Annotated in this window: 22 protein-coding genes, 1 tRNA gene and 1 pseudogene; 15 read left to right on the top strand and 9 right to left on the bottom strand. The window is 49.4% G+C overall.

The genetic code is table 11. The features are described 5' to 3' along the window. Positions 1 to 48: 48 nt before the first annotated feature. Positions 49 to 1,347, top strand: coding sequence for an NCS2 family permease (locus tag A9B99_RS19400; protein ID WP_231889219.1), 1,299 nt, complete (start codon positions 49 to 51; stop codon positions 1,345 to 1,347). Positions 1,348 to 1,654: 307 nt separating this feature from the next. Next, positions 1,655 to 1,730, top strand: a tRNA-Ile gene (locus A9B99_RS19405). Between the two features lie 182 nt (positions 1,731 to 1,912). Here the strand turns inward: A9B99_RS19405 and A9B99_RS19410 are convergent. Next, entirely contained in the window at positions 1,913 to 2,167 is a 255-nt protein-coding gene (locus A9B99_RS19410) for a hypothetical protein (RefSeq protein WP_064600444.1), read from the bottom strand. 819 nt (positions 2,168 to 2,986) lie between these two features. On the opposite strand from A9B99_RS19410, the gene A9B99_RS19425 reads away from it, so the two are divergent. The 8 genes and pseudogenes from A9B99_RS19425 (at position 2,987) to A9B99_RS19460 (ending at position 10,488) form a co-directional block, all read left to right on the top strand. Beyond that, complete coding sequence (locus tag A9B99_RS19425; RefSeq protein ID WP_064600449.1) at positions 2,987 to 3,439, top strand: DcrB-related protein; 453 nt, start codon at positions 2,987 to 2,989, stop codon at positions 3,437 to 3,439. A 12-nt stretch (positions 3,440 to 3,451) separates the two neighbouring features. Next, the gene (locus A9B99_RS19430) at positions 3,452 to 7,690 is read left to right on the top strand and encodes an RHS repeat-associated core domain-containing protein (protein ID WP_082917914.1); all 4,239 of its coding nucleotides are present in this window, start codon (positions 3,452 to 3,454) and stop codon (positions 7,688 to 7,690) included. Between the two features lie 13 nt (positions 7,691 to 7,703). Then, on the top strand, positions 7,704 to 8,252 hold the full coding sequence (locus A9B99_RS19435; protein WP_064600732.1) for a hypothetical protein: 549 nt from the start codon (positions 7,704 to 7,706) through the stop codon (positions 8,250 to 8,252). 176 nt (positions 8,253 to 8,428) lie between these two features. Beyond that, positions 8,429 to 8,554: pseudogene (locus A9B99_RS24535) on the top strand (RHS repeat-associated core domain-containing protein); the annotation flags it as partial. Continuing rightward, positions 8,531 to 8,968 carry a hypothetical protein gene (locus tag A9B99_RS19440; protein WP_064600450.1) on the top strand — a complete coding sequence of 146 codons (438 nt, stop codon included), beginning with the start codon at positions 8,531 to 8,533 and terminating at the stop codon, positions 8,966 to 8,968. The pseudogene A9B99_RS24535 and the gene A9B99_RS19440, both read left to right, overlap by 24 nt. Next, positions 8,959 to 9,327, top strand: a complete 369-nt coding sequence (locus A9B99_RS24060; protein ID WP_197499298.1) for a hypothetical protein — start codon at positions 8,959 to 8,961, stop codon at positions 9,325 to 9,327. Before A9B99_RS19440 ends, A9B99_RS24060 begins: the two co-directional genes overlap by 10 nt. 770 nt (positions 9,328 to 10,097) lie before the next feature. After that, positions 10,098 to 10,316, top strand: coding sequence for a hypothetical protein (locus tag A9B99_RS19455; protein WP_064600456.1), 219 nt, complete (start codon positions 10,098 to 10,100; stop codon positions 10,314 to 10,316). Further along, positions 10,303 to 10,488, top strand: coding sequence for a hypothetical protein (locus A9B99_RS19460; protein ID WP_064600458.1), 186 nt, complete (start codon positions 10,303 to 10,305; stop codon positions 10,486 to 10,488). The genes A9B99_RS19455 and A9B99_RS19460 overlap by 14 nt, the downstream gene beginning before the upstream one ends. Positions 10,489 to 10,624: 136 nt before the next feature. On the opposite strand, the gene A9B99_RS19465 is transcribed toward A9B99_RS19460, so the two are convergent. Further along, a complete protein-coding gene (locus tag A9B99_RS19465; protein WP_064600460.1) occupies positions 10,625 to 10,879 on the bottom strand; it encodes a hypothetical protein in 255 nt (84 codons plus the stop codon). A 326-nt stretch (positions 10,880 to 11,205) separates the two neighbouring features. Here A9B99_RS19465 and A9B99_RS19470 point away from each other — a divergent pair, with 326 nt between their 5' ends. Beyond that, a complete protein-coding gene (locus A9B99_RS19470; protein ID WP_064600462.1) occupies positions 11,206 to 12,288 on the top strand; it encodes a malate/lactate/ureidoglycolate dehydrogenase in 1,083 nt (360 codons plus the stop codon). A gap of 243 nt (positions 12,289 to 12,531) precedes the next feature. Then, a complete protein-coding gene (locus tag A9B99_RS19475) occupies positions 12,532 to 12,963 on the top strand; it encodes a DoxX family protein (RefSeq protein WP_064600463.1) in 432 nt (143 codons plus the stop codon). Between the two features lie 68 nt (positions 12,964 to 13,031). Here A9B99_RS19475 and A9B99_RS19480 read toward each other — a convergent pair whose 3' ends face one another. Further along, positions 13,032 to 13,811, bottom strand: coding sequence for a siderophore-interacting protein (locus A9B99_RS19480; RefSeq protein WP_064600466.1), 780 nt, complete (start codon positions 13,809 to 13,811; stop codon positions 13,032 to 13,034). Between the two features lie 302 nt (positions 13,812 to 14,113). On the opposite strand from A9B99_RS19480, the gene A9B99_RS19485 reads away from it, so the two are divergent. After that, positions 14,114 to 14,785, top strand: coding sequence for a PadR family transcriptional regulator (locus A9B99_RS19485; protein WP_064600468.1), 672 nt, complete (start codon positions 14,114 to 14,116; stop codon positions 14,783 to 14,785). Positions 14,786 to 14,831: 46 nt separating this feature from the next. Here the strand turns inward: A9B99_RS19485 and A9B99_RS19490 are convergent, their stop codons facing one another. Next, complete coding sequence (locus A9B99_RS19490; protein WP_064600470.1) at positions 14,832 to 16,169, bottom strand: aspartate aminotransferase family protein; 1,338 nt, start codon at positions 16,167 to 16,169, stop codon at positions 14,832 to 14,834. 220 nt (positions 16,170 to 16,389) lie between these two features. Here A9B99_RS19490 and A9B99_RS19495 point away from each other — a divergent pair, with 220 nt between their 5' ends. Beyond that, positions 16,390 to 17,154 carry an SDR family NAD(P)-dependent oxidoreductase gene (locus A9B99_RS19495; protein ID WP_064600472.1) on the top strand — a complete coding sequence of 255 codons (765 nt, stop codon included), beginning with the start codon at positions 16,390 to 16,392 and terminating at the stop codon, positions 17,152 to 17,154. Between the two features lie 63 nt (positions 17,155 to 17,217). Here A9B99_RS19495 and A9B99_RS19500 read toward each other — a convergent pair whose 3' ends face one another. Genes A9B99_RS19500 through A9B99_RS19515 form a run of 4 tightly spaced genes read right to left on the bottom strand, consistent with a single transcriptional unit; the run spans position 17,218 to position 20,202 of the window. Next, a complete protein-coding gene (locus A9B99_RS19500) occupies positions 17,218 to 17,976 on the bottom strand; it encodes an amino acid ABC transporter ATP-binding protein (RefSeq protein ID WP_064600475.1) in 759 nt (252 codons plus the stop codon). Continuing rightward, complete coding sequence (locus A9B99_RS19505) at positions 17,969 to 18,634, bottom strand: amino acid ABC transporter permease (RefSeq protein WP_064600477.1); 666 nt, start codon at positions 18,632 to 18,634, stop codon at positions 17,969 to 17,971. The genes A9B99_RS19500 and A9B99_RS19505 overlap by 8 nt, the downstream gene beginning before the upstream one ends. A 21-nt stretch (positions 18,635 to 18,655) precedes the next feature. Next, positions 18,656 to 19,297 (bottom strand): amino acid ABC transporter permease, encoded by a 642-nt coding sequence (locus A9B99_RS19510; RefSeq protein WP_064600478.1) that lies wholly within the window; start codon positions 19,295 to 19,297, stop codon positions 18,656 to 18,658. A gap of 53 nt (positions 19,298 to 19,350) precedes the next feature. Beyond that, positions 19,351 to 20,202: a transporter substrate-binding domain-containing protein gene (locus tag A9B99_RS19515; protein WP_064600480.1), complete on the bottom strand. Its 852-nt coding sequence runs from the start codon at positions 20,200 to 20,202 to the stop codon at positions 19,351 to 19,353. Positions 20,203 to 20,448: 246 nt separating this feature from the next. On the opposite strand from A9B99_RS19515, the gene pdxR reads away from it, so the two are divergent. After that, a complete protein-coding gene (gene pdxR / locus A9B99_RS19520) occupies positions 20,449 to 21,909 on the top strand; it encodes a MocR-like pyridoxine biosynthesis transcription factor PdxR (protein ID WP_064600481.1) in 1,461 nt (486 codons plus the stop codon). Between the two features lie 205 nt (positions 21,910 to 22,114). On the opposite strand, the gene A9B99_RS24065 is transcribed toward pdxR, so the two are convergent. Then, positions 22,115 to 22,294, bottom strand: a complete 180-nt coding sequence (locus A9B99_RS24065; protein WP_064600482.1) for a hypothetical protein — start codon at positions 22,292 to 22,294, stop codon at positions 22,115 to 22,117. Between the last annotated feature and the right edge of the window lie 6 nt (positions 22,295 to 22,300).

Genomic DNA, 22,300 nt, shown 5'->3' on the forward strand with positions numbered 1-22,300 from the left:
ATTGGCAAGAGAACGCACGTCAGTGACGTCTCCCCATCACGAGAGATGATGATGTTAGAAAAACTATTCAAGCTAAAAGCGCACAATACAACGGTTCGCACCGAAGTTATCGCGGGTATCACTACCTTCCTGGCAATGGCCTATATTCTGTTTGTTAACCCCAGCATCCTTGGTGCCACCGGCATGGATAAAGGTGCGGTGTTTGTTGCCACCTGCCTGGCTGCGGCAATTGGCTGTGTGCTGATGGGCCTTATCGCCAACTACCCCATTGCGCTGGCACCGGGTATGGGGCTGAATGCCTTCTTTACTTACACCGTGGTATTACACATGGGCTACACCTGGCATATTGCGCTGGGTGCGGTATTTCTTTCTGCCTGTATTTTCTTTGCGCTGTCGATATTCAAAATCCGTGAATGGATTATCAACAGTATTCCGTTACCACTACGTTCCGGGATTGCCGCAGGCATTGGTTTGTTCCTGGCGTTGATCGCGCTGGAAGGTGCCGGGATTGTGGTTGATAACCCGGCAACGCTGGTTGGCCTGGGCGACCTGACCAAACCAGGTCCGTTGCTGGCACTGTTAGGCTTTATCATCATTGTGGTACTGGAAGCCCGCCGTGTAACAGGCGCAGTACTGATAGGTATTCTGATTGTTACCTTCCTGTCTATGGGGATTGGCCTGACACCGTTCGGTGGCGTATTCTCTGCTCCGCCATCACTCGCCCCAACCTTCCTGCAACTGGATATTGCCGGTGCATTTAATGTGGGCCTGGTAAGCGTTATTTTTGCCTTCCTGTTTGTCGATGTATTCGATAACACCGGCACACTGCTGGGTGTAACCAAACGCGCCGGTCTTGCCGATGAAGACGGTAACCTGCCGAAAATGGGCCGTGCACTGGTTGCCGACAGCGCTGCAGCACTGTTTGGTTCACTGCTGGGTACTTCCACCACCACCAGTTATGTGGAATCTGCCGCAGGCGTGAGCGCCGGTGGCCGCACGGGTCTGACAGCAATTGTGGTTGCAATTCTGTTCCTGCTGAGCCTGTTCTTCTCACCACTGGCTGGCAGCGTACCGGTTTATGCAACTGCACCGGCATTACTGTTCGTTGCTGTGTTGATGACTTCAGGACTGGCAGAGATTGACTGGAAAGATGTCACCACTGCTGCACCGGTTACCGTAACCGCACTGACCATGCCGCTGACTTATTCCATCGCTAACGGTATTGCTTTCGGGTTTATCACCTGGACAGTAGTAAAACTGCTGAGCGGCCGCACTAAAGAAGTGAATGCGGCACTGATTATCATGTCCATCCTGTTTGTTATCAAACTCGGCTGGCTGAGTGCCTGATTAGTTTTGTGATTAGCACTAAGGGCTGCGACCTTCGGGTAGCGGCCCTTTCTCCTTCATACTGCATATATGCCATAGCAAGTGACCTTAACGGCCCCGACTCACCTTCTCCTCTGCAATGGCTCTGGAGCCCATACAGTTACTCTTAACGCGTTTAATACTCCAGTGCATCCGCAACGAGGCTACTGACAAGCGGGCATTTCTAATTCTTGTTGATTTTCTAACGGGTTAACACTGCTTATAAAATCAGCATACGCATTATAATGGCTGGATTGAGGCAGTCAGTTCCATTATAATCGTCCGCCACGGCCCCTTAGCTCAGTGGTTAGAGCAGGCGACTCATAATCGCTTGGTCCCCCGTTCAAGCCGGGGAGGGGCCACCAGATTTTAGCTGTTAATACAGACACTTAAGCCACCCAATGCGGTGGCTTTTTTGTTGCCTGAATTTTTAGTGGCGATGAAATGGCGGTGGATTTTTTACCGCCACTTTCCTGAGCACATAAAAAAACCCGCACACGGCGGGCAGTAAGAGAAAATGATCAAAAGCATGCAGAAGTCATATCGATCAGCCTCTGGAGCGATACAGATATCGGTAAATTTTCTTCGTCAGAAAAATTGCCAGAACTCCCAGCAAAATAGAAACAATACCGAGGAAAATCAGTATCGAAAGAAGGTTGCTGAACAACCCTCCAAGGCTAGAAAAATCACTCAGCCGTGCAAATTGTTCCGGGGTCAGTACACGAATCACAATCTCCGGGATAGTTAGAAAGAAAACAATCACCACCAAAAAGTAAATTGCCGCCTTACCACTTTTTTTCATTATCTTCCTTGCCCTTTCTAACAGTTATGGTCAATTATAAGCTCCGGTGATTTCAAAAGAAGTCACATCAGTATGATTAACCGATTTTCCTCATTATTTATTGCCGGAACATCGATATATGGAAAGGCGCACTTTGCAGCTTGCGCTGTTAACAGATTGCGTTTTCAGGACCTGGAATATTATCACCTCCTGTATAAAGAAAATTTAGAAATGCTGTATTTTATAATCGAACCACATATGAAGAAAATCATTTACCAGATACAATCAGGAGATAACAAACCTGAAGTAATAGGTGATGCTTTATATGAGATTTTAAAAAAATGAAGCGGTTGGTTTTGTGGCTATTACAGTCTTTTTTTTATCTCGTCCCTGCCATTTTCACTATTGTCGGAGCATTTATAATTCTTCGTTTTGTTCCCTTTCACCCGGGCGTGTTTGTCGTACTGTGGATTATAATTGTTGCATATGTTTATATCCGCTACAGCAAGTGGACTTAACCCATTCACATGAACGGGCCCATAACGTGACCTGGGTTAACCCAATACTCCTTGCTCCCCCGGCAATAAATAACGGTGCTTTACACTCGCACAAACAAAAAACCAAATTCAGACAAAACCTATATCCACTGGTTAAACCGAAAGGTGAAATACCCTTTTCCCGATATAAGTGAACCGGTTATTGCTACCACCCGCTGGCGCAAACCAGGCGGGTTCACTACAGCCAAAGCCGTTCCTGCTGCTATGCAACGCATTCCGGGGAAATGTTATTCATCTTTTTAGATACAGTGTTTAACCCTGTGAAGCAAAAGGACCCTGCGAGATGCCCGACTTTTCACGTTGTAGCTTTACGGAAGGCAGTGTGGCGTTACCTGAAGGTTACCGCGACCGCACCGTGAACGTGCTGCTGGCGGGGGATGATGCCTCCCCTTCTTTGAATATCTCCCGCGATGCCCTGCAGGAAAATGAATTACTGGCCGATTATGTGACACGCCAGCTGGATACACTTTCCACCGGGCTGAAAGGCTGGGTACTGAAAAGCCGGGAACCCGTGGCGCTTGGCCAGGATGCACTACCTGGAGAATGCGTGCTGGCAAGTTACCTGCGCGATGGCCGCCGTATCTGGCAACGCCAGGCTGTATTCGCATTACAGGGTGGTCACGTTCTGGTGTTCACCCTCGCCATGACCCGCAAATTATCACCAGAGGATGAGGCCCTGCTCCGGCAGGTGCTGGAAAGCTACCAGCCCGCCGCCGACGTAACCACACAGCCATAAAAGGGATTTTTCATGAGTGAAGCTGCACGCCTCGGAGACCCCATTGGGCATTCACATGCCCTGACCGGTATGATTGCCGGCACCCTTGTGGGTGGGCTGATTGCTGCCGCGGGCGGTATCGCTGCCGGGGCACTGTTTACCGCAGGCCTGGCTGCATCCTGCCTTGGTGTGGGTGTGTTGCTGATAGGTGCCAGCTTTCTGGTCGGTTACCTCACCGGGAAACTGGCAACGGCCGCCCGGGATGGCCTTGCCGGTGCCGGAGCCGGGAGTCTGTCGCCCTCCGGGGCCATACAGACCGGTTCCCCCAACGTATTTATCAATGGTAAACCAGCAGCCATTGCCACAATCAGCCAGGTGTCGTGCAGCAAGGATGGCCCGGCCATGCAAATGGCACAGGGCTCTGACAACGTATTTATCAACAAGCAACCCGCTTCACGTAAAGGCGATAAAACCAACTGTGACGCCCAGGTCATGGAAGGTTCGGCTGATGTCACTATTGGTGGCGGTACCGCCACCACACTCCCCATCGACCCTGAAGTGCCGAACTGGCTGTACAAAGCTTCAGACCTGACATTACTGTTCGCCGGGTTACTTGGTGGCGCGGGTGGTGCTGCCAGTAAACTGGGTGCTCTTGGCAAGTTATTCAGCAAACTCAAAGGCATCAACTGGTTCATGAAAACAGCCTGCCGCCTGGGTAAAGTCGCTATTGTCGCTGAGGCCGGTGGTATCATCGCCCGCCCGGTGGACATTATCTCTGGGCAGAAATTTCTCGCAGGTGATGATGACCTGGATTTTGTCCTGCCTTCCCGCTTCCCGGTTGAATGGCAACGCTACTGGCGCAGTGGTAACCCCGGCGACAGCGTGCTCGGGCGCGGCTGGAGCCTGTTCTGGGAAAGCTGCCTGATACCGTACCAGGATGGGCTGGTATGGCGGGCGCCGTCTGGCGACTACATTTCCTTCCCGGACGTTCCCCGCGGGCACAAAACCTACTGTGAAGCGGAAAAATGCTGGCTGATGCATAACCCGGACGGCACCTGGCAGGTTTTCGATGTCAGCGAACAGGCCTGGCATTATCAGGCCCCGGCTGGAGAGCAACCCGGCCGCCTGGTCATGATGACAGACGCCACCGGTAACATGACTTCTCTGGTTTACACGGACGAGGGCCAGCTTTCCGGGCTGGACGACAGTGCAGGCCAGCACCTGAGTTGCCGCTACATCACCACCGCCAACGGCCTGCTCCGCCTGGCCTGCGTGTTGTTACACACACCCGGTGGCGATGTCCCGCTGGTCAGTTACACCTATGACGACGAAGGCCAGCTAAGCACAGTTACCAACCGTGCCGGTGAAATCACCCGGCAGTTTACCTGGCATAACGGGTTGATGGCAGGCCACCAGGACCGACACGGGCTACTAAGTGAATACCAGTGGCAGGAAATTGAAGGCTTACCCCGGGTCACTGCCTGGCGGCACAGCGCCGGTGAATCCCTCTCGATGTTTTATGACTTTGCCGGTGGTGTCCGCCGGGTGGTGCGCGATGACGGGAAACAGGCTGTGTGGCAACTGGATGATGACGATAACGTCGCGCAGTTCACCAACTTCGACGGGCGCAGCCTGGCCTTTCTCTACGAGCAGGGCGAACTGTGTGGTGTGATCCTGCCCGGTGGCGGGCAGCGCCGTTGTGTATGGGACATCTATGGCCGGTTACTCAGTGAAACAGACCCACTGGGTCGCACAACCACCTGGCAGTACTCACGCAACACTGACCGGCTGGTCTCCGTCACCTGGCCGGATGGCAGCCAGGAGTTCGAACAACACGACCAGCAGGGCCGGCTGACACAACAGACAGATGCACTGGGCAACATCACCCGCTATCACTACCCGGATGAGGAAGACAGCCTGCCATCTTCTGTTATTAACGCACTGGGTGGCGAGGTAAAACTGGAATGGAACGCGCAGGGCCAGTTGCTGCGCCATACCGACTGTTCCGGCAGTATCACCACGTATGCCTGGGATGTGTTTGGTGAACTGACCCACAGCACAGATGCCGAAGGCAACCTCACACAATACCAGCGGGACAGAGCGGGCCGCCTGCAACGGCTCATCCACCCGGATGGCAGTGAAGAACACTTTTTCTGGAATGCGCGCGGGCAGTTAACCTGCCATCAGGACCCGCTGGGTAGCGAAACTCACTGGCAATATAACCAACTGGGGCAGCGAACCGCCGTCACTGACCGTATCAACCGTACCCGCCGCTGGCACTATAACGCGCGTGGCTGGCTCACCCGTCTGGAAAACGGCAATGGCGGAGAGTACCAGTTCAGTTACGACCCGGCAGGCAGGCTTACCGGGGAGCGCCGCCCGGATAATACCGACCATTTCTACCATTACAATGCTCAAGGCCTGTTATCTGAACACCGGGAGACCGGCCCACAGAACAGCAGCGCACAGCCTTCACAGCGGGTGCATCAGTTCCGCTATGACGAAGCGGGGCAACTCTGCCTGCGCAGCAACGACAGTGCCGTCTGGCAGTACCAGTACAGCGCAACCGGCCGCCTGAATGAGGTTTCGCGCACTCCCACTGCCGCAGGGGCTGAACAGGGTATTGAGCCAGACCGCGTGCAACTGCACTACGACAGCGCCGGTAACCTGCTGTCTGAACAGGGCGTGAATGGCAAACTGGATTATGAATGGGATGCGCTGGCGAATCTGCTGTCCCTGGTCCTGCCCCAGGGCGACCAGTTACAGTGGCTGTATTATGGCTCAGGGCATACCAGTGCCATCAAATTTAACCAGCAACTGGTCAGTGAGTTCACCCGCGACAGGTTACACCGCGAAACCGGGCGCACGCAGGGCTCACTGTTTCAGCAACGGCAGTATGATGAACTGGGCCGCCGCCGCTGGCAAAGCAGTTTCCGTAACGGGAAAATCAGCAAACCGGAAGAAGGCCTGCTGTGGCGGGTGTTCCGCTATACCGGCCGTGGTGAGCTGGAAGGGGTGAGTGATGCGCTTCGTGGCGAGATACATTACGGCTATGATGCCGAAGGCCGCCTGCAGCAGCACACGGAACCCCGGCAGAGCCTGCGCAGCCGCCACCTGCATTACGACCTGGCCGATAACCTGCTGGGTGAAGACCCGCTCAGTTCCGGTGGTGCCCGGCAACAGCCCGCAGCCATTGTGAGCAACCGCCTCACCACCTGGCAGCAGTTATTTTACCGCTATGATGCCTGGGGTAACCTGGTCAGCCGCCGTCATGGCCAGCATGAGCAGCATTATACGTATGATGCCGACAACCGCCTGATAAGCGCCCGTGGCCGTGGCCCGGAAGGCGAATTCACCGCACACTATCATTACGATGCCCTGGGCAGGCGGATACGCAAAACCGTCGATTACCGCAACCGGGGAACGGAAACCACCCGTTTCCTGTGGCAGGGCTACCGCCTGCTGCAGGAGCAACGGGATAACGCCACCCGCCGCACCTGGAGCTATGACCCGGCCAGCCCGTGGGCGCCGCTGGCTGCCATTGAGCAGGCGGGGAACGCACCGCAGGCCGACATTTACTGGCTGCACACCGACCTGAACAGCGCACCGCTGGAAGTCACCGATGAAGACGGTAACCTGCGTTGGTCCGGGCAGTACGACACCTTCGGGAAACTGCGCGGCCAGACACCCGGCAGTGCCGGGCTGCGCACCGGCGCGGCTTACGCCCAGCCCCTGCGTTTTGCCGGGCAGTACCAGGACAATGAAAGCGGCCTGCACTATAATCTGTTCCGTTACTATGAGCCGGAGGTGGGCCGGTTTACCACCCAGGACCCGATTGGGCTGGCTGGTGGGATTAATCTTTATCAGTATGCGCCGAACCCTCTGATGTGGGTGGATCCGTGGGGGTTAACTCCCGACCGTTTCCCATCCTGGATGGAGACAACCAGAGGGTATCAGAGACAGCATTTAATTCCTTATTCTTTGAAAGAGCATCCATTCTTTTCTCGCTCTGGAATGGATATAAATGGTGCATCTAATATGATGCGCTTGCCTGTAGCCCCCGGAATTGATCCAAATCCAAATCTTGGTTTACATAGAGGGTGGACAGCAGAGCATGCGGATTATAATCGTGAAATTAGAGCAGAGCTTGATGCTTTAGAACAGAAAGCCGTAAAAAATAACTGGGACTATCGACGAGCTCAAAGAGAAGTACTCAATTTGCAACATGAGAGAAGAGCTGGTTTTAAAACTGGAAGATATACGTGTGCTTAATGAGAGGATTAAAATGAAACTATATAGCCTTGAAAGTCAAATTAATTCTGGTGGAGATGTAATTGATATCAGTGATCCTAAAGGAAGAATATCCTCTTACTTTATCTGGAGTGAAGGCAATGGTAGCTTTTTGAATTTCATGACTCCACACGGGGTGGCGCAAAAAAAAATAAGATATTCTGATGTGTCTGAGTTGGATTTCCTTTCTGCTAATATTGGAGTACCAATTTTCTCAGAAAAAGCCATGAATGAAATTGATGATTTTATTCCAGGCAAGTTAGAATGGTATAAGATCATTATTTCATGCGAGGGACGTGATGTTGCTTGTAATTTATGCAAGGTAAATAGATATCTGAGTTTAATTGATAAGGATAAATCTTTCTTTAGAGTGCTAAGTGATGGAGAGAAGATTTTATCAAAGGCTGTATATAAAGATACTTTTGAGGATGATTTCATTATTGCGCGTGACGTTGATTTTAAAGAGCGCTTGGTTGTTTCTCAATCTTTTGTGGATTTTTGCCACTCTAAAAATCTGAAAATAAATTTTGATAGTCCGGTATAAGATAAGGGGAGCTGGATAGATTACTCATCGCTTGTTCATCACGGACTTTAATGACGCACCGCTGGAGCGGCAGCTTTGGCCTGCTGTTCGGGTAGACACAGGACAGTGAAGGAATGTCAGCAACACAGATATAAGACCCCAAAGCGATCATTAGGCAGTGTCAGTGTTGTTGACATCGTTACTACGGCCCGACGATAAGCCGCTTTACCACCCAGGACCCGATTGGGCTGGCCGGTGGCTGGAACCTGTATCAGTATGCGCCGAATCCGCTGGGGTGGGTGGATCCGTTAGGACTTTTAAACGAATTTGATATTGCAGGATATGGCAGTCCTCTGCATGCTAAAGATGGCTTTAGTGCCCATGAGTTATTACAGAATGCTTGGTTAAGAAACAATGGAGTTGTATCTGGCAGAACATCAGGTATAGCCAAAGAAAATCCGGCAATTGCCTTACAAGAAAACAAGATGCATAAAACAATATCCAGCTTACAATCTAAATATGGATTACATAACCCTGTAGTTCTCAAAAACCAAACAGCAGTTGAAAATATAAAAAAGAATACTGCACTAACCAGAAAAGGGATTTATATGGACTTAGTAAATAATAGAGGGTGGGAGAAAGTGAATGCTAAAAAGTATGCAACAAGTGTATCATTACATCTACGCGAAGAAGCCTCAAATTTTGCCAAAAGTAATGGGTTAACAACATGCAAATAAATAATTTTATAACACAAATAGAGCAACCAGACATTGGGGATGTAATAGGGCGAGTTGGTGGGAATATACCTAAAATCCTTGAGGTTAATAATAAAGAACTTATCAATATGAGATTTTATGCAACATTTCAAGATCCTGAAAATAATGAAAAATATATTTCAATATTCGTCCCAAATGATTACAACACAATGATTGAAAAAAATATTTACCCTAATTGTTCTGTGCGAATTTTTCTTCATGATAAATCAGAAGAAAGCCAAAAAGAAGATTTAACCATACAAACAATAAATAAATCAATCAATGATATATGGATATCGGGAGGAAAAAAGCGACACTTTTGGATTTATCACACAAACTAACACCCCCAACTAATTCAAGATGAGAGCTACTATACAGAAAATCTTTTGAAAGATAATTATGAGTTTTACCTCCAACTAGATGAGGATTATTATACTGATAGTACTCTTAGAGGTAATTATATCTTTGGATATGGAGCCTTATATTTATATAGGAATAAATCATCAGGAAATATAATCGCAGGGTTTTGGCAGTTTTCCTAAACTCATAAAATATAGCCTCAATTAGATATCGAGGCTATAAAAATTGATTGTGAAAATAAATTTAAACATACAACCATATTCTATGTAATAGGAAATGCAAAGAAGATGAAAAATCAACCATCACGACACTCATCTAAACTAGTAGTATATAAAATAAATTAAAAAATTAAAAAATCACCTCCATAAATCACGCATAAACATAACATAAAAATCAATTAGCAATTAGCAATTAGCAATTAGCAATTAGCAATTAGCAATAAATTATCACAAAACAACCCAAAGCGATTTGAATGCGCAACCTGGAATGGTAATCGTCTTATCGGATTTTCGATGGGGCGTCCCACTTACCAGTCTTCTGGGCTCAGGCTTGATTACATAGAAAAATCGCCAGAAGCAAGCGGGCCACATTTAGACCTGACGTATCTTGCTCTCTATGCTTATGCTGCGCTATTAGGTGCCACCCATGTAAAAATAATGAATCCAATTAACAGTGATGTTCTGGATTATTACGAAAGCAAAGGCTTTTGTTATGATGAGAGATCCAATGGCTGTATTCGGAGAATTGTCTGATGAATAAAAAGGCAAAGAAACCAGCGTCAGTGCACCATGAAGAGTCTAATACCCGAGAGCAAGAAGAGAAAATAAAATCTGGTTTGGAAAATCTCATCAAGGAAATGGGCGAAAACAAATCAACTGAGCCTAAAGGACTGGCTTCAGGGGAAAGTGGTATCAATGGCGAACTGCTCATTAACTTAGGAAAAGATGAGTATGAGGGTGAAAAATCATAAATCATTAAGTGACACAGAAAAGCAATTCACTATTTTAGCTAATGAAGCCACCCCTAAAGATGCGTTTATAAAAGCATTCATTGCGGTTCAGGATGCGTTATCCCAGATGAAGAGTGTTCAACATTCACAGGGTAAAAAACACACCAGTCGCAACAAAATTAAAGGTTATTGAACCCATAAAAACCATTGTGAGCACAATTTGTTATCACCCGGCACTTCTCAATATTTCTGAGGATGCAATCAGCAAAAGCAATAATTACAGGAACACGCAACGGAAAAGCCTTTCTGTTGCGTGTCTAAGGTAAGGCTTACTTCCCAGGCGCCACACCCTCTTTCGGCGGCTTGCATCCATCTGGTGGTGGCAGTGGCTTACCATCTTTTCCCATGGGGGGTTGTTTACCCTCTGGTGGAGGAAGTGGTTTACCATCACTACCTTTTGGTGGTTCAGGTGGCTTTTTGCAATCTACCGGGTGAGTGGTGGATGCCGGTTCAGCAGCCTGAACACTGGCAAAAGTAAACATGGCGCTGGCCGCGGCCAGTAGCACTATCGCAAATTTACACATATTATTGTCCCAGAAGTTTTTTGCTTATTCTGGCCCCATCCCCACCAAAAATTGTGAGTAATTTGCGGCACAAATCAGGATAAATGTGTCAAATCATGTCAAAAAAACCACAAACATTTTAAAGTCTTCTCATCATCGATTCACGCCTTGAGCTCAGCCCACCATTGGCGCAGTATAAAACCCGGACAGATAAAAAAAGACCAATAACCCCATCGATTTCACGTTGCCGTACCCCAGGCTACGCCTTTTCATCCACCTTCTGAGGACAGTGGAGCCTTGTGCGCGTAACGTGAACGACAAGGGGCACGCAAGAGGATGAATACAACGTGAACACAGGAATACGTATACAAGCACAACACCTCCATCAGTTTATTGAAGCGCTCTTTCGCCATGCGGGAAGTGAAGCCGAAGAAGCCAGCCGGGTGGCTGACCACCTAGTCGCGGCGAACTTATCCGGGCACGACTCCCATGGCGCCGGCATGATCCCAAGCTATATCAACTCACTGGCACTGGGTTATTTACAACTGAACCAGCACGCAAAAGTCGTGCGGGATGCCGGTGCCATCGTCACGGTTGATGGCAATGCCGCCTTTGGTCAGGTCGCGGCGCTGGAAGCTATCAATATGGGGATTGAAAAGGCGAAGCAGTTTGGCATTGCTGCCGTGGCATTACATAACGCACACCACATTGGCCGTATCGGTTACTGGGCTGAACAGTGCGCCGCTGCCGGGTTTATCTCTATCCATTTTGTGAATGTCCCTGGCGACCCAATGGTCGCCCCTTTCCGCGGCACCGACAGCCGTTTTGGCACCAACCCTTTCTGCGTGGTATTCCCACGCAAAGATAAAGACCCGCTCTTGCTGGATTTCGCCACCAGCGCCATTGCGTTTGGTAAAACCCGGGTTGCCTGGCATAAAGGCCAGCAGGTGCCGGAAGGCTGCCTGATTGATTCACAAGGTGCTCCCACCACCGACCCGGCCGTGATGCAGACCCCGCCTTTAGGCGCGCTGCTCACCTTCGCACAGCATAAAGGGTATGCGCTGGCAACCATGTGTGAAATTCTGGGTGGCGCGTTATCTGGCGGGAAAACAACCCATAAAGAAACACTGCACGGCAGCGTTGACGCGATTTTTAATGGCATGACAACCATTATTCTTAACCCGGAAATGTTCGGTACGCCCGAAATGGAAAAAGAAACGGATGCGTTTATCAATTGGGTGAAATCCTCACCGCAGGCAGCAGATGAGCCTATTCTGGTGCCTGGTGAATGGGAAGCAACCAACCGTGCAATACGCAGGGCTGAAGGGATCCCGCTGGATAATGGCAGTTGGCAGGCTATTTGTGAAGCCGCACTGAAAGCAGGTATGCCACAAGAAGAACTGGAGCAGTTTCGCCTGCTCGTTCATTAATTACTCCCTTCAGACCAGGGTGCGGAAACACGCCCTGGTCATTTCATTACCCCAGCCTTACAGCAAAAAACGCACTAACCGACACAAAAAAACGCGTAATTATTTGATAAATAAATAGTTACCACAAAAATATCATTCAATTTTTTTGAACCATTGTTGCAATTTTTTAGATTTCTCTCCACTTGAGAGGCGGTTATGCTGCGCAGGTGACAATCACTTTTTGTGCATATTCAGGGATATATTATGTTAACCAATCTTTATTCTCGTTTTTCCAGCGCGGTAGATCACCCGGACTTCGCCCGCCTGTTACTGCGACTTGTATTTGGCATCCTGATGTTATTTCATGGCACTGCAAAAATGCAGAATGGCGTTGAGTGGATTAAACCCATGCTCGCAGCCCATGGTTTACCCGGTTTTGTCGCCTATGGCGCTTATATTGGCGAAGTTGTCGCCCCGGTATTGATTATTATTGGTCTGTTTACCCGCGTTGCTGGCCTGGTGTATGCCTTTAACCTGGTTGTCGCGGTGTTGCTGGTTGGGATGGGGAAATTCTTTGTGCGCACGCAAGTCGGTGCATGGGCACTGGAAACAGAAGCGCTGTATTTCTTCGGCGGCATTTTCATTATGTTGCTGGGTGCCGGTAAATACTCACTGTTTAAAGGTAAACTCAGCTAAGTATATTTCAGCCCGGCAGAGCCAAATCTGCCGGATATTTGCCACTCACACAGCACAAGCGCACTGTATTAACGTTTATCGTGCCAGTAAGCAACGGTACGAACCAGTTGTGCATCCCGCCCTACACTTAGCTGTTCTCCGAGTTGCTTCGCGACCTTACCCTCACCAGTCACCCAAATGAAATAATCCTCTTCAGGAATGGTCAGAGCCAGTGCATGGCGCGCCACGGTTTCAGGGCTTTCGCCAACAAACCATTCGATATTCACACCCGGTTCAGCGGTTAAATATTCACAGGCCTGCTGGCTGTGCACAGAAACCAGCGCTGTCACCTGCCCCTGAAACTGGCGGGCGTTGAGTTCGGCCAGGCGGCGGCGTAATGCAGGCATGCCAGACTCATCACAAACATAGAGTTGCCAGTGATACTCTGTGGGAACTATCAGTGAACCCCGTGGCCCGCCCATATACAGCGTATCGCCAGGTTTAGCCTGCACAGCCCAGTTACTTGCCACACCACCGTCATGGATATAAAAGTCCACTGTCAGTTCTTGTGTGGACGGGTCATAAATTGGCGTGTAATCACGAGCAGAAGGGCGAACGTCATTCTGCCAGATAATGCCATCTTCACCTGCAACAGGTGGCACAAAACCACTATCAGGTTCAGGGAAAAAGAGTTTGATATGGTCATCAAAACCTTGTGATTCAAAACCTTCCAGTTCATCACCGCCGGCCACAATACGCTGGAAGTGGCCAGCGACCCGTTCCGTGCGCATCACAGTCAGTTTTCGAAAGCGTAATGCATTGCGGGCACGGCGGGGATAGTGTGTTGTTGCAGAGCGGGGTTGTGTCATAGGAGCTCCTGTATAGTCTAATTTTAGATATATCTAATCGTCAGTTAATGATAATGATTGTTATCCGTGATTTATGCAAGACAAAATTTGATATATCAGCACTTGTCACCACCACCAACCACAACAAGTTAAGAATTAAATACAAATCAATAAGTTAAAGTAAAATAAATGAAATAAACTTTGTAATATTTGCTAAAAAATATAATTAGATATATTTTAGATATATCTATATTACACCTACCATTCAGATACTGAATGCAACAACAGGTGCATAAATTAAACACAACAATAAGGTTGTCCCTATGAGAGATTTTTTCCGTTTACAAATGCGTCACGATAACGGGCGCGGAGAAGAAGGCGAAGGGCGTTGCCATGGCAGAGGTCGCCATAGCCGTATGGAAGGTGAGGAACAAAACCGTGAAATGCGTGGCCGTGAGGAACGTGGGCACGGAGAACGGGGCCGTGGTAGACATGCTGGGTGCGACATGAATGAACGTGGCGGGCATCGCCGTAAACGCTTCTTTGGCCACGGCGAACTGCGGATCGTAGTGCTCGATATCCTGTCTCAGGATACCAGCCACGGCTATGAACTGATCAAGTCTATCGAAAACATGACGGAAGGCCATTATGTTCCGAGTGCGGGCGTTATCTACCCCACGCTGGATTTTCTTGAGTCCAACAAACTGATTCACCTGGAAGATGAAGAAAACGGGCGCAAAAAAATCACCATTACAGAACTGGGACAGCAATGGTTAGCAGCGCACAATGAGGAATTGAGTCAAATTAAAGAACGCATCGCAGCTAAAGCGGTAGGCCGTAAATTGAGAACCAACCCAGATATGAAACGGGCGCTGGACAACATCAAAGCGGTGCTGGATTTGAAAGTGAATCAACAAGGCGTTGAGCCTGCTACGCTCAAACAAATTATCGGCATCATTGATAAAGCCGCACTGGATATTTCACAACTGGATTAAAAAGCAAGCAACCAGCCCGCAGGCTGGCCGCTTACCTGGGGAGTGGTTAACGGACCAGGCCGCTGAACTGACCCAGTACCTGGTCAATGATTGCCAGGCCTTGTTTCACTTCATCGGCAGTAACCGTGCAGGGCGGAACCACATGAATGCGGTTTTCCACCACAAAGCTCAGTAGCCCGGCTTCGGTCAACGCCAGCTTGATGGCCGCCATATCGGCTGCAGCGACGGGTGTTTTGGTTTCAGGGTTGGTCACCAGTTCCAGTGCCTGGAATACGCCAACCCCACGCACTTCACCCACCAGCGCATATTTTTCTGAAAGCGCATTCAGGCCGGCACGCAGTGCACCATCACCCACCAGTGCTGCATTTTCCACAACGTTTTCTTCTTTCATTGCGTCCAGCGTGGCGACAATCGCCGCCATCGCCAGTGGGTGCCCGGAATAAGTCAGGCCACCGGCAAAAAAGTGGTCATCAAAATAATGGGAAATGGCTTCAGAAATCAGTACGCCACCTGCCGGTACATAACCTGCGTTCACCCCTTTTGCGAAGGTGATAAGATCAGGTACCACGTCATCATGTTCAAACGCAAACCAGCGGCCGGTGCGGCCAAAACCTGCCATCACTTCATCCAGAATCAGGACAATGCCAAATTCATCGGCCAGAGCACGCACACCTTTCATGTACCCTGCAGGCGGCACCAGAATGCCTGCGGTACCTGGAATACTTTCCAGTAAAATAGCGGCAATAGAAGCCGGGCCTTCGCATTCAATAATACGGCGTAAATGCTGTAACGCACGCGCGCACTCTTCTTGTTCGTTGGTGGCATTGAACTCAGAGCGGTAGAGATACGGGTTGAAGAAATGCACATGGCCGCGAGAATATTCGTTTGGTACACGGCGCCAGTCACCGGTCGCGGCAATCGCGCTACCGGTATTACCGTGATAAGAGCGGTAGGCTGACAGCACTTTATCGCGCCCGGTGTATAAACGCGCCATACGGATCGCGTTTTCGTTGGCATCGGCCCCGGCGTTAGTAAAGAAAACTTTATGGAAACCCGCGGGTGCCAGTTCCACAATGCGTTTTGCGGCTTCACCACGCGCCAGGTTAGCCGTTGCCGGGGCAATTGTCACCAGCTCTTCAAGCTGCGCTTTCATGGCTGCCAGCACTTTGGGGTGCTGATAACCGATATTGACGTTAACTAACTGGCTGCTGAAATCGAGGTATTTTTTGCCGTCGTAATCCCATAACTGGCAGCCTTTTGCGCCAGCAATAACTAATGGGTTCAGGTTGCCCTGCGCAGACCATGAGTGAAATACATAAGAACGGTCCAGCTGACGCACATCGTTATTTGTTAGAAAATTCTCGCCCTGTAATGCCAGTTTCATACCTGCCCTCCTGAATCTTACGCTCAACATTTCGGTCAAAACCCTTGAATTCATCCTGAGCCTGTAACAACCAGACCAGGTAGAGCCAGAAGCAGATTTTTACTGTGACAAGAGGTGTCACAAGCCAGTCAGTCATCTGGCTCTGTCTCACTCCCTCGCCGCTTCTTATAGTGCGAACTGACCTTTGCCTTATTCAGTCTTCTTTAAAAAGGAGTGGAACATGTCCGAAAAGCAGGTTGCCTTTATTACTGGTGCAACATCAGGTTTTGGTGAAGCAGCTGCCCATTATTTTGCAGAACATGGCTGGTCACTGGTGCTCAGCGGACGCCGTTTCTCCCGGCTTGAAGCATTAAAAGATGCCCTTGCGGGAAAAGTACCCGTTCATATTATTGAGCTGGATGTGCGCGATTCAGATGCAGTAAAAACTGCGGTAGCCGGCCTGCCTGAAGAATTTGCCGATGTGAAAGCACTCATTAATAACGCCGGGCTGGCGCTCTCACCCATGCCATCTCAGAAAGTTGACCTGGAAGACTGGCAAACCATGATTGATACCAATGTGAAAGGGCTGGTGAGTGTCACGCATGCATTGCTGCCAACACTGATTAAACACGGTGCTGGAGCCAGTATTATTAATATTGGCTCTATCGCAGGCCAGTGGCCGTATCCGGGTAGCCATGTGTACGGTGCAACCAAAGCGTTCGTGAAACAGTTCAGCTATAACCTGCGTTGCGATTTGCTGGGAACCGGAGTACGTGTCACCGACCTCGCACCAGGCATTGCGGAAACAGAATTCACGCTGGTGCGTACCAAGGGAGACCAGGCGGCATCAGATAGCCTCTACCGCGGTACCACCCCGCTCAGTGCGCAGGATATTGCAGAGCAGATGTATTACATCGCCACCCTGCCGGATCACATGAATATCAACCGTATTGAGGTGATGCCGGTTCGCCAGGCGTGGAACCCGTTTGCTATCGACCGGGATTAACAAAATATCGGCCCACCGTTTCTGTGGGCCGTTATTGCCGGCTACATGGGAATAACATACATCTCAGCGCGTGGTCGCCAAAAAGCGCTGCACACGTTCAGAATCAGGATTAGTAAAGAATTTTTCGGGTGCGGCTTTCTCAATTAACACGCCTTTTTCCAAAAATACCACCTGGTCTGACACCTGGCGGGCAAAGTCCATCTCGTGAGTCACCACCACCATGGTGTAACCTTCCGCTGCCAGTGCTTTCATTACTGCCAGCACTTCGCCAACCAGTTCAGGATCCAGCGCCGAAGTCGGTTCATCAAACAGAATCACTTCCGGTGACATAGCTAACGAGCGGGCAATTGCCACACGCTGCTTCTGCCCACCGGATAACGTAATGGGGTAACTGTCGGCCTTGTGGTTCATACCCACTTTTTCCAGTTGTTTATGGGCAATCTGGTTGGCTTCCGCACGTTTGAGGCCCTTGACGTGCAATAACGCTTCTGTCACGTTTTGCAGCACCGTCAGGTGCGGCCACAAATTAAAACTCTGGAACACCATACCCACACGTTCACGCACTTTTGACAGCTCACGGTGAGACATATGTTTGCCACTGTCATCCACGCCGATACGGCTACCAGAAATACGAATTTCGCCGCGATCAGGCTGTTCCAGCCAGTTCATGCAACGCAGCAACGTCGATTTACCCGAACCGGATGACCCCAGAATGCTGATGACTTCCCCCTTTTGTACATCCAGGTTGATATCACGTAACACTTCCACATTATCGAATTGCTTCGAGACATTTTTAATACTAACTGCCGCATTCTCAGGCATGGGTAATTCCTCGTTTCGCGCCATAGCTATTCAGGCGTTTAATCAATAACTCAAGCAGCACACTGACACCCCAGTACAGGCCAATGGCAACAATAAATGCATTAAATGGAATGAAATAAGTCGCCTGGACACTGTTTGCTGCAGCAGTAATTTCCTGAACAGTAATAATGCACAAGAAAGCTGTATCTTTCAGGCAGATAATTAACTGGTTACCCATCAGTGGCAGCGCACCGGAAAAAATATTCGGTGTAATAATCCGGGTAAAGGTTTTATAACGGGAAAAACCTTGCGCAGTCGCCGCTTCAATATAGCCAGTAGAAAAAATCCGCCGCTGGCTACGTAATATTTCATAAAAATATGCACTGTGATAAATAATCAGTGAAACCAGACCAGCTGTCCAGGCTTCCATACTAATGCCAATCTCAGGCAAACCGTAATAAAGTAAATAAGCCAGAATCAGAAAAGGCACTGCCCGCATCAGGCTTACAAAATAGTGAATAATGTTATTCAGCACTTTTGACTGCAGTTCGGTTAAATACAATACTGTAGTACCAATGATAATTCCCGCAATCGCAGTAATAACGAACAATTCAAGGGTCGAAATAAACCCCTGCAGAAACAAATCTCGTGCTGACCAGACTATCGCCCATTGGTTCATAGCGTCTCCAAATACTCTGCTTTACCGCGCCAGGCGTTTCGCTTTACGTTCTGCTAAATTTTGTAATTTAAGCAGTACGCCAATAATTACTATATACAGTAAACCCGCCGCCAGGATAGGTGATAACGGCTCATAAGTTACTGCAGAAATACGGTTTGTTACCCGGGTTAAATCCACCACACCGATAACAGCAATCGCCGGGCTGCCCTTAATTAAAAAAGACATTTCATTTACCAATGCTGGCAGGCTTTCAATCCACATCTGTGGCAACATGATATAACGGAAATAAGTCCAGCGTTGCATTCCTACCGCTTCAGCAGCTTCTTTTTGCTCTTTGGGAAAATGGGTAAAGGCATTACGCCAGATCTCTGCATTGAATGCGGAAGTATTCAGTGTCAGTGCCACAATGGCGGCAATACTTTTATCAAGGTTAATACCAACCGCCGGTAATGAAAGAAACAAAAACAAGACTAATGTCACCAACGGTGTGGCACGCGCCAGGCTGATGTACAGCACCAGGATAGTGTCCACAACGGGGATCTTCATCATTCGAATAAACGCGATGACCAGACCAATCGACACCCCGAACAGGATAGCGATGCCGGAAATCCACAACGTCGCCCAGGCGCCTTCAAATAATAACTGCCAAGATATCGCGTCCATTTAACGCTCCTTGATACCAAAACAAGGCGCAGCCTGCAGGCTGCGCCCATTTATTACAGACCTGCTAATTTATGGAACTGTTCAGCACTGGTGATTGGTACCGTTGGCAGATTCGGGTAGGTTTCACCAAACCATTTTTTCTGCAATTCAGCCAGACGACCGGTTTCACGCATGTGATCCATGAATTTGGTCATATATTTCATCAGTTCTGGTGAATTTTTTGAGATTGGCCAGGCCATATAACCCGGTCCAGAAACCGCCAGGCCTTTGGCAAAAACTTTGGGTTTTTCTTTAACCAAATCGTTTACAGAAATAACCACGTTAATCACATAATCCAGGCGTTTGTTGGCCAAATCTGCATACGCTTCCGGATAGGACTGATATTGAACAACCGGGCCCAGTTCACCACCCTGTTTCTCCAGCATGGCTTTCAGCTCTGGCAAACGTGCTAATAACGCGCTACCCGCCTGAACACCCACTTTTTTGCCGGACAAATCTTTAATGGTATTCAGTGAAGTATCCCCTGCGCGCTTCACAAAATAATGCTGTGCAGAAGCAAACGGTGGTGTGAAATTAAAAACATTCAGGCGCTCATCCGTAACAACAGCCCCTGTCAGAGCCATATCATACTGCCCGGTAGAAACAGACGCCAATAAGCCAGTCCAGGGTAAAATACTTTGGTCTACATGGAATTTTGCGTATTTACGTAATTCATCCAGCATATCCTTGTTAAAACCTTCCGCTTTACCATCTTTGATAAAGTTAAACGGCGCATAGTCGTCTTCTGTCACCACTTTCAATGCGCCTGCTTTTTCAATTTCCGGTAAATCACGAGCAGCCACCTGCCAGCTAAATGCCATTGCCAGCACTGCGGATAAAGTCAAAATGCCCAACTTACTCTTCATAGCGCCACCTTTTATTTTCTGAAACCAGATGCATTACGGGAAAGCGTTACCCGAATACGAAGCAAAATATGTGCCGGAAAAGAAATATCCCGTTAAGAATATTCACACCGGGTTGCGTTTTACTCTAGGAAGGTTGTTTGCCACCTGAACAGTGACAGTTTCACTCTGCCGATGTGTCAGATAAGCAGAATATGGTACGAAGATTGCTTATGTAGTTACCTGTTAAGCCACCGGAGGACCATCACGATGAATCGTCATTATCTGCACATAGAATTTGACCGGTCACGTGGGTTGCAGGAACAAGTCAGAGAGACACTGGTTAACGCTATTTTGAGCGGTATTTTTCCGGCCGACCAGCCTCTGCCTTCCTGCCGCCAGCTTGCCAGCCAGCTCCAGGTGTCACGCAATACCACAGCCCTGGTTTTTGAAGGACTGGTGAACGATGGTTACCTGATTAGCCGTCCACGCAGTGGTTATTTTCTGCACCCGGATTACCAGTCATGCCAGTACAAAACCACAGAGACTGCACTTCCCGCCGATAACACCGCACCACTTTGGAGCAACCGGTTTAAAGTCGCCCCCAGCCAGCAAGAATCCATTATGAAACCCTCAGGCTGGATGCACTATCGCTACCCGTTTATCTACGGGCAGCCTAACACCGCCCAGTTCCCGCTAAGTCAGTGGCGGGCAGCTTCACGCTGGCTCAACAGTGGAGTGGCAGACCAGCGCTGGATAATCGATCATATCGATCAGGATGTCCCCATGCTGATTGAGCAGATTCGCACCAGAGTACTGCCAAAACGCGGAATACTGGCGGCGCCGGATGAAATTCTGATAACCATTGGCTCGCAAAACGCGCTCTATTTACTGACCCGTTTGTTGATGTCTTCGTCAACCCGCGTGGCAGTGGAAAACCCGGGTTACCGTGAAGCTATCAACACGTTTTTGCTGGGTGATGCGCAGATAATTCCCCACGATGTTGATGAAGAAGGCATTACCCTGAACCAGCCGCCGTGTGATTATTACTATGTCACCCCCGGACACCAGGTGCCGACAGGTGTGACACTGAGTAGCCAGCGCCGCAAGGCATTGCTTGAGCATGTGACTCGCCATGACGCGGTAATTATCGAAGATGATTACGATTCAGAAAGTAATTTCACGCTCAACCCACCGCCCGCTCTGAAAGCCAGCGATAAACATGGCCGCGTGGTTTATGTCAGCAGCCTGTCCAAAGCGCTTTCGCCGGGATTACGCCTGGGATTTATGGTGGCCGACCCTGAATTGATTGATGAAGCCCGGGCACTACGCCGCCTGGTGGTTCGCCATGCGCCAACCAATATCCAGTACCAGATGGCGCATTTCCTGGCACAAGGGTATTACGAAACACATCTGCGCCGTTACCATGAAGACTCTGCACGCCGTTGGGAGTTACTGAACAGGTCGCTGGAAACCTGGTTGCCGGAATGCCGCCCTATTCCCGGGAGTGAGCATGCTAACGCCTTCTGGCTAAAAACCCCCGGCGGTATTAATACCCAGCAACTCACCTGGCGCGCGGCTCACGCAGGTGTATTAATTGAGCCCGGTGCCCGGCATTTTCTGGATGCCAACCCACCAGAAACCTTTTTCCGTATGGGTTTTCACGCCATTTCACCGGAAAAAATTGCCCCCGGAGTGGAAGTACTGCGCGAACAACTCGCGCAGCTATGAACGGCAACAAGTACACATCATCATTATGTAGCTTCACAGACCGGGTTGTCAGTGCCCCGTTTCCCCCTGGCAAAACGGGCAGCTATATAAGAGCCAGGGAACAGCTCTTCACAAGCAACTGCTCCCTCCTGCGCCAGCCAGGTGCCCTACCCCTCAATAACCCGCAAGACGATATACGCACCATCAATATCAGGCAATCAGGCAATCAGGCACTAATTTGGTGCACCCCATCCCAGACAGAACAGGCTGCATCAATAAAGGGCAACAGACTTCGCAGGCTGTTGAGCGCAAAAGTTAACCCTGCAAACGTACCAACAGGTACTGCTTTAACCGGGAAAACGGGTAAGGCATAAAAACACGGATACTTTTCCCAACATGTCGTCATCGCCTT

The sequence above is a fragment of the Mangrovibacter phragmitis genome (assembly GCF_001655675.1).
Taxonomy (GTDB): Bacteria; Pseudomonadota; Gammaproteobacteria; order Enterobacterales; family Enterobacteriaceae; genus Mangrovibacter; species Mangrovibacter phragmitis.